The following is an 8,994-nucleotide window of genomic DNA, read 5'->3' as shown; positions in this document are numbered from 1 at the left end:
TTCTAATTAGCAGAAGAACAAAAGTATTTCTTTTGTAGGAGAACATGTTAGACCATTAACTCGTAAGAGTTAAGGCTATGTTCGTTGAATCAGGAATCCCGTGACTTTTAGTCATGGGTAGTTCAATAGATTGTATGATTTAATGGAAAGCCTTTGAATTAAAGGGCTTTTGTTGTTTTTGAATTGAAATTCAGTAAACAATTCTGTACATATAGCAATTTTTACACTTTTAATCCAATTTGTATTTTATCTATATTAGCACTATAATAGATATATTAGTAATTTTTAGTAATATTTTAAATAAAGTTGTAGGGGGAAAATATGAAACTTTTATTTTTTATATTAAATAAAACTGAAAAATTGGATGAAGTTTTAACTGAACTTGCACGCATTAACATTAGCGGTGCAACGATTTTGGAAAGCATGGGTATGGCTAGATTATTAAGTCATGAACATGATCGGGATGAAATTCCTTTTTTAGGATCTCTTAGAGCATTTTTAAATCCTGAAAGAGAAAAAAGTAAAGTGATTTTTGCTGTTATAAAGGAAGAGAAGCTAGAAGAAGCTGTCAGTGCTATCGAGTCTGTAGTGGGAGATTTTTCACTTGATGATACTGGTATAATTTTTAGTGTTCCAATTGATTTTACAAAGGGGATTAGAAAAATTGGAAAGTAAAGTAATAATTGAAGTTGCTATAATGTTGTTTGCTGGAATAATTTTTGGCAGGCTCGCTAAATTTGTTAAACTTCCCAATGTAACCGGTTACTTGATTGCTGGACTTTTATTAGGACCGTCTTTTTTAAATTTTCTTCCTCTTAATATGGTAAATGGATTTTCTATTATATCAGATATAGCATTGGGGTTTATCGCCTTTGCAATCGGGAGTGAGTTTAATTTAAACTATTTTAAAAAAGTTGGAATGGCACCTATAATAATAGCTATCTCAGAGTCTTTCGGGGCAATTATACTGGTAACTATTACTTTGATTATTTTTGGCTTTGATTTAAAGCTTTCAATATTATTAGGGGCAATTGCGGCCGCTACGGCTCCAGCCCAAACCATAATGGTTATAAATCAATATAAAGCTAAAGGATCATTAACATCAATGCTTATGAGCGTTGTTGCCATTGATGATGCTGTTGCTCTTATAGGATTTGGATTTGCAACTACTATAGTAAAAACGATGTCCACAGGTCTTAGTTCTAACATTGTTTTGTCAATACTAACTCCTATATATGAATTAGTAATATCCTTTATTTTGGGAGGTATCGCAAGTATACTTATGAAGTTAATATTTCGATGGTTTAAAAAAGCATCCAATAGACTTTGTATAATTATTGCATTTATATTAATTACTTATTGGGTAGCTGGATTACTTCAGGGTTCCCCATTGCTTGCTTGCATGGCGCTTGGTGGTGTGCTTGTAAATATCTATGGAGATATTGATAGCATTGTTAAAATTACAAATGATTTTTCACCTCCAATTTTCATGATATTCTTTGTTATATCCGGAGCCGGCTTTGAAATCTCCGCACTTAGTGGAATTGGGGTCATTGGACTTTTATATGTTATTACGCGTATTGTTGGGAAAATGGCGGGTGCATGGATAGGTGGAAAGGTTACTAAGCAAGAGGATAAGATATGTAAGTATTTAGGACCAACACTTATGCCACAGGCAGGTGTTGCATTAGGATTAATTGTAGTTGCAGGAAAGCTTATACCAGAATATGCAGCGCAAATTCGCGTTATCATATTATGTTCTACATTTATATACTCAATAGTAGGACCTATCGCCGCAAAAGTGGCATTAGAAAAATCTGGCGAAATCGTACTTCCACACAAAACAATTCATAAATTAAATGCATAAGAATAGAGAAGAGACTATGAATAGATTTTATTTTAAAATCTATTCATAGTCTCTAAATTATTATATCTAATTTAAAGTGGAAGTGAGTATATATAGCCTGGTAAATTAGAATTATATGTACAAGCATTTTTAATAAAACCTATATATAAGATATAAACTTAATTATAGGGGGTTACTTATGTAGGAAAAATTATATATATATATCTGGGGCCTCGCTTATAAGTTTATAAAAATATTTTATGAATTAATATTTAGATTTGTTAATATAATTAAGTGATTACTATATTAAAGGAGTAAAGTTTTGAGAGCTTTTATTACTTTAGATATAAAAAAGTTGTTTAAACCAATTATTTTACTTGCCGCATGTTTCATTATGCTCTGGGCCTCCAGTAGTATTTTTAAATCAACTACAACTATATTACAAATGGACAAAGAATACCTTATATTGGCTTACAATGATAGTGGTATGCACTGTATTCAGTCTGATTACTCTTCTTTTATGATACTTCCCCCAGCTAATACAATTCGTGTACAAGTATTTGAAAAAGGCATAGAGGAGGCTAAATTGATAAATGGTGGGGTAATAGTGGAGTATAAGGTTAATAATAATACTTCTTCTATTGATAAGGTTAATTTTTGGGATTATGCAAAGGCTTATGGTTATAATTTAAAACCTAACGAAGGTATTACAGGGAATTACTTAAGTGGAACCTGCAAACTATCTGTGGATAAAAAATATTATGAGGCAGAATATATTCCTATTACACCTTACAATGATGGAAGTAAAATTATAAATCCATATCAAACCGTAACTATTACAGTGAAAAGTGCAATAACTAAGAAGGTTATAGCTGTAGAAGATGCAGTTGTTGCACCGGTTTCAACTGAAATGCTCTGCAGCAATTGCCATGGAAAAACTAATACAAATGCTAATATATTAATATCTCACGATAAAAACCAAGGCACAAAACTTTATGATGATTCAATAAACGGAACACCACACAGTTGTAATGAATGTCATCAAGACAATGCATTAAATGCTAAGGGGAAAGAAGGTATCCCAAGTCTTTCACTTGCAATGCACGATTTTCATGCACCAAAAATGGCAATGTCCAGCCTTCAGAATACTTGCTATAATTGTCATCCAGGTGTTGAAACTAAATGTAATAGAGGAGTTATGGCAGCAGCAGGATATACTTGTAGCAGTAGCAAATGTCATGGAGATATTGAGACTGTAGCAAATTCTCTTAAGCAAGGTAGAGAGGCTTGGCTTAATGAGCCAGATTGTGGTGATTGTCATGGAGAAAATTATGCATCTAATACTAATAAGTTATACAGTAAGTCTTACCTTCAGAATGGACCTGAGGCAATGAACGGTTATATTACTTGTGAGACCTGTCATAATAGTCCACATGCGGAATGGCCATCTACATTAAAGTTAGATAACCAAATACCTATAAAAATTTATGGCGTGCCTGATTTTATTAGAAAATGTTCAGCATGTCATCAGCAAAAGGGTGATGGAAAAATACACGGATATAAAGGAGTAGATTAAAAATGAATCTGGGTGAATTATTGCTTGTTATTGCTTTAATAATGAGTTTAGGAAATTTAATTGTAAGTATATTCTTTCATAAAAATAAACTTGCAGCTATTTGGGCTGATATATTTTTATTTAGTTCTATATTTTGTATAACAGCTGCTACGTTGCTTCTTATTTATTATCAATTTACTTTCAATTTTCAATATGCTTATGTATTTAATCATATTTCAACATCGCTAAAACCAATTTATCTTATTTCAGCTCTTTGGGCAGGGCAGGAAGGCTCTTTTCTTCTATGGGCAATGATTGCAATGTGGATTAATTTGTTGGCGCGTGGTGAGCATAAGTCATATGTTATCTACACCATAATAAGTACAGTTATTTTGGTTTTGGCTTTTTCAAGTGCTCCATTTTCTCTTATGGATTACAGACCTACTGAAGGAAATGGACTTAATATAGCACTACAGGATCCATGGATGGTAGTTCATCCACCTCTTGTATTTATAGGATACTCTGCAATGGGGGTGCTATTTGCTCAAAGCTTTAGCAAAATTAACAGAAAATGGATAATTGCTTCCTTATTATTTCTTGGAGCTGGAATATTTTCTGGAAGTTTGTGGGCTTACAGAGCACTAGGATGGGGTGGTTACTGGGCGTGGGATCCTATTGAAAATGCAGCTTTAGTTCCCTTTCTTATTTTAACTGCGATTGTGCATAAGAAAAAAATATCTCCTAAACTTGCTATGATTCCTTTTATTTTAGCTGTTTTTGGCACGTTTTTAGCAAGAAGTGGAATTTTGCAGGGGACATCAGTACATTCTTATGCCTCATCCTCAATAACATTGCCACTCTTAATAGTATTTATCCTTTCGGTGTTAATATTTTTAATGGCTATAGTAAAGGACAGGCTGTGGAATGTTACAAGAGTTAAGGTTAAGCTTAACAAAGCAAAGACTTTATCAGTATTCCGTTATATTATATATATTTTTGCAGTTTATATCTTGTTTGGAACTGTCTTACCTATTTTTTCAGGGGTTTCTACTGAAATTAGTTTTTATACTCCAGCAGCAGTGGGGTTCGCCATCTTTTCTTCAGTACTTTTTACAGTTTATATGCGTAATTTATTTGAAAAAAATTTTATGAAAATAATGATTATAAATACTATTATAATTATTATTATTTCTGCAACCACTGCGTTTTCATCCTTCCCATGGTTAATTATATTATGGATAGTGATGCTTCCACTTATCCCTAAGATAATATTTTTCAGTACTTTTAGAAATATTTGGGCACATGTTTCTCATATTGGAGTTTTGCTGCTTATAACTGGTACTATTACATCTTCTGTATTTAGGACAGAGGGAATTTTAATGCAGTCAAATTTACCCGAAATTACTTCTGGAGAAACTATAACTATTCATAAATTCTTAGGAGATACAATCATTACTGAAAGTTTACAATATACAACAAGACCTTTTATTTGGTTGTTTTGGTTAGGAGGATTTATGATACTAGGGGGGATTCTTGGCGCACTTTGCTTCTCAAAAGGCATATATACCCAAGAATTGTTTGAAAAAAGGGGCTAAATTTAAAAATATAAAGGTTATTCCTTGTAAGAAATTAATAGATGTTATTCAAAAGAAAATCAAATAATGGATTGTTATATACGGTAGATAACCGTTGATAACGGGAACACCCATAAATAAAGGCATATTTAAGAATAAAGTCTTAGATATGCCTTTTTATTTGCGTTGTCTCGCATAGAAATAAAAATGTTTTCTATTTAATAATTTACATAATAATTAGCCCCTAAAATAATTTATTCGCTTTATACGAAAAGCACTCAATATATTAATATATTCAAACATCCATTACGATGTAGATTTTTTAGAATATTTAAATTGAATAAACATTCTTATTATAGATTTAAATAAAATTATTAAAAAAAAACATAAAGACGTATAAATAAAAGGAAATACCTCGGCATACGATAAAAAACTTAACATTAATAATAAGAACCCTATTATTAAAGAGCTAATTTTATAAGATTTTAAATATCCCTTTTTATTTTCAATTTTTGTATTTGTGGTTAAAGCATATCTAAGCATATCAAAATTTGTTTCTGTTCTCGTTATTCCATACAAAATAATGCACAATCCTACTATAACCATGAACAGTATAAATATATTATTCGTAATAATACCATTCCCCCTTAGTTTCTAATATTATAAGCATTTAACAATAATAGTCGTTGCATTTAAACTAAACTTTGCTTCAACTTTTACTATAAGTATGTCCTTATTCAATTATATAGAATATTAATACAAATTACAAATATTTAACATAAGAATATTAATTTTAAATATCTATTGCCTGTGGCAATTCTTGCCTTTTCTGTTTCTGATTTAAGCAGGGAAATATACCTTGTAGTTGGCTTTGGTAATTCCAACTTTTTATTAGTACTCGCAGATATATTTAATGCATTAATGGCAATTCCAAATCTAGTTGCCTTACTTCTACTAAGTCCTGTAATTGTAAGTGAAACTAAGAAATATTTATGGGATGATAATATAGAAGCAATAGATAGTGAGCCAACAATATAAGTTGATGAAGATGGAAAAGTTATTAATGAAAAGTTTATATAAAATATATAGTTATGAGAGCTTGTAGTGCTATAATTAAATTAAACATAATATTCAGTTAACAAAAATGAAAGGGGATAATTATATGAATCAGGAACAAATGGCTCTAATGCATGCTGGAAAAGGGTTTATCGCCGCGTTAGACCAAAGTGGGGGTAGTACTCCTAAGGCACTTTTGCAGTATGGCATTTCAAAAGAACGTTATTCAAATGAGGAAGAGATGTTCAAACTAGTACACGAGATGAGAACGCGAATTATCATGAATCCTGCATTTAATTCAGAGCATATTTTGGGTGCTATTTTATTCGAAAATACTATGGATCGTAAGGTTGACGATAAATTTACCGCTGATTTTCTTTGGGAGAACAAAAACGTTGTGCCTTTTTTAAAAATCGATAAAGGGCTGGCTGAACTTGAAAATGGTGTTCAACTCATGAAACCTATTCCAAATTTAGAAAAACTCTTAAAACGTGCGGTTGATAAAAACATTTTTGGTACAAAAATGCGTTCAGTTATTAAAGAAGCCAATCCAGAAGGAATTCGAAAAATAGTTGAGCAACAGTTTGATATTGGCAAGCAAATAGTTAAAGCAGGACTAGTTCCAATTATTGAACCAGAGGTTGATATCCACAGCGAAGATAAGGAAAAATCAGAAAAACTATTAAAATATGAAATCAACAATCAATTAGTAGCTCTTGACAAAGATGTAAAAATCATGCTTAAACTTTCAATACCAACAGAAGATAATTTCTATGATGATTTAATGGATAATCCGCATATTGTGAGGGTTGTGGCTTTATCAGGAGGTTACAGTCGAAGTGAAGCAAATGAAAAACTTGCTCGCAATCACGGACTGATAGCTAGTTTTTCCCGGGCATTATCACAAGGGCTTACTGCAGAGCAAACAGACAGTGAATTCAATTTGATGTTAGCTAATTCAATTGGGTCAATTTATGAAGCATCCATTAAATAATGTAGATATTTATTCTGAGAGAATTGTATAAATTAGATTAATCTTCTGTAAGAGTACAATTGAACAATGAATAGTTCGCAAGTTCTTATATTGGAAAATTAAGACTATACTTTAAATAGTGTAGTCTTTTGTAATACATATGACACTTGCGTAACAAATTTAAGAAATATATACCTGAACTTAAAAACTACTAGATGAAATTCGGAAGATAATTAGGTAAATGTAATAAGGTAATAAAGTATTGCATTACATTTGTAAGATTAGACGAAACAATAGTCTATATCTATAATAAAAACTAAGGTGTGGTTCTAAATATTCATAAGATATGAAATAGACTAATTTCTTGAAGGCTGTGTATACAGGGGGTAGTTATGAGTATAAAGAAAAAAAACATAATAATTGCATTGGCGCTTATTGCCATAATTGCAATTGGTTCCATTTTTTATTTTAAGTCTACTGAAATTAAGTCGGTAGATGGTTATTTAACAGATAATTATGAAACTGAAAATTTTACTGAAGATGGGATGAGTTCTGCCTTTAAGCTAATTGATGATAGCGAAGGATATAATATATTCTTTACAGGTGAAGGTCATGGTAATTTAGGAAATGAAAAAATAAATTTTCAGATGTTAAAATTCTTATATAAAGAAGCAGGGGTCAAGTATTTAATATGCGAAATGCAATATAGTATAGTTAGCAAGCTGAATAAATATATTCAAGGAGGCGACGAAGCACTTCTTAAAGATGCCGTAGATGTAGTAAAAAAACGCAATCCAAAATATGGTGGAGAGGATTACTATAAATTTTGGCAAGAGCTATATGATTATAATAAAGGTTTACCTAATGATAAGAAAATACAAGCCTTTGGAATTGATGTAGATTTCATGGGTGATTATACTTTAAAAGAAATGAAAAGTTTGATTCCTAATACAAAACCACCTATAGAAATAGAAAACAAAGTGAATGATTTTATAAGAATATCTAGTGGTAAAGTGTCAGAAGAAGAAGCAATTACAGTCTTTACGAACTTAAATGAGGACTTTAGTAGTAATACACAGGTTTATAAAACTTTCTTAGGTGATAACTTCAATGATTTTAAAAACAATTTAAACAGCATGATGAATACTATAAGATATGTAAAGATTCAAGATCCAAAAGATCCATATCCAGATCCAGCTAGGGATGACTTTATCTATGATAATTTTATGCGAATATACGAGGGAAATCCTAGGGGCAAATATTATGGACAATTTGGCGAAGGACATATTTATAGAGAAAACATCTTATATGATGGCAAAGATTACTTTACCCTAGCAAAGATGATGGAAAAACAGGGTAAATTTAAAGTATTATCTATACCTATAATAAATAATAATCAAGGAATTTTAATAAATGAAGCAGAAAAGTTAGCAAAATATAAATTTACTATATTTAAATTGAATGGCAAAAAATCACCTTATGGAAAAAAAATTGAGAATTTATATACAAGTTATCAAAATGTACTAACAAATGGAACCACAGTAGATAACTATCAGTATTTAATTTATCTATCCTATTAGGTAAACGATTTATTAAAGTAACAGCAGAAAAAATATGAAGAAAATGCATGATACAAAATTATATGTGATTACTGTAGAATGTAGAGAATCACATTCAGAATTAATTTGAACTGAAAGGAGGTGTTAGGTATTTTTATTCTTATTATTTGGGGGCTTATTGTTGGTTCAATACTTTTCATGATATCCAGCTATATAGGTTCAAAAATTGGCTTCGTTGAAAAAACTACAAAATTAATCGAGTATCTCAAAGGATATAAGAATTAGTGAAAAACTCAGATTACCTCCGGCAGGCTGTGCGAGAATTAGATTTTAGATATAATCCGCAGCTGAATTAGAAATTTAAAATTTTATTGTAACTATTTTTCTTGATATAAAGCAAAAAAAGCACCTATATTAGGCTGCTTTCATAA

At 30.8% G+C, this 8,994-nt stretch carries 6 protein-coding genes and 1 pseudogene; all 7 read left to right on the top strand.

The window, feature by feature from the left end:
• Nucleotides 1–321 precede the first annotated feature (321 nt).
• Entirely contained in the window at nt 322–675 is a 354-nt protein-coding gene (locus ACREVU_RS08825; protein ID WP_431551236.1) for a P-II family nitrogen regulator, read from the top strand.
• Nucleotides 665–1,867 (top strand): cation:proton antiporter, encoded by a 1,203-nt coding sequence (locus ACREVU_RS08820; RefSeq protein ID WP_431551235.1) that lies wholly within the window; start codon nt 665–667, stop codon nt 1,865–1,867. Before ACREVU_RS08825 ends, ACREVU_RS08820 begins: the two co-directional genes overlap by 11 nt.
• A 301-nt stretch (nt 1,868–2,168) precedes the next feature.
• Nucleotides 2,169–3,422, top strand: a complete 1,254-nt coding sequence (locus ACREVU_RS08815; RefSeq protein ID WP_431551234.1) for a hypothetical protein — start codon at nt 2,169–2,171, stop codon at nt 3,420–3,422.
• A gap of 2 nt (nt 3,423–3,424) precedes the next feature.
• Entirely contained in the window at nt 3,425–4,996 is a 1,572-nt protein-coding gene (ccsA, locus tag ACREVU_RS08810; protein ID WP_431551233.1) for a cytochrome c biogenesis protein CcsA, read from the top strand.
• Between the two features lie 861 nt (nt 4,997–5,857).
• Nucleotides 5,858–6,013 (top strand): annotated as a pseudogene (locus ACREVU_RS08805) (alanine:cation symporter family protein); the annotation flags it as partial.
• Between the two features lie 124 nt (nt 6,014–6,137).
• Nucleotides 6,138–7,025 (top strand): fructose bisphosphate aldolase, encoded by an 888-nt coding sequence (locus ACREVU_RS08800; RefSeq protein WP_431551232.1) that lies wholly within the window; start codon nt 6,138–6,140, stop codon nt 7,023–7,025.
• Between the two features lie 371 nt (nt 7,026–7,396).
• Entirely contained in the window at nt 7,397–8,584 is a 1,188-nt protein-coding gene (locus ACREVU_RS08795) for a TraB/GumN family protein (protein ID WP_431551231.1), read from the top strand.
• Nucleotides 8,585–8,994 lie beyond the last annotated feature (410 nt).

Origin of the sequence: Clostridium sp., from assembly GCF_050717535.1 — a bacterium.
In the GTDB taxonomy this organism is placed as follows: Bacteria; Bacillota; Clostridia; order Clostridiales; family Clostridiaceae; genus Clostridium_AD.
This window is presented reverse-complemented; position numbering and strand designations above follow the sequence as displayed.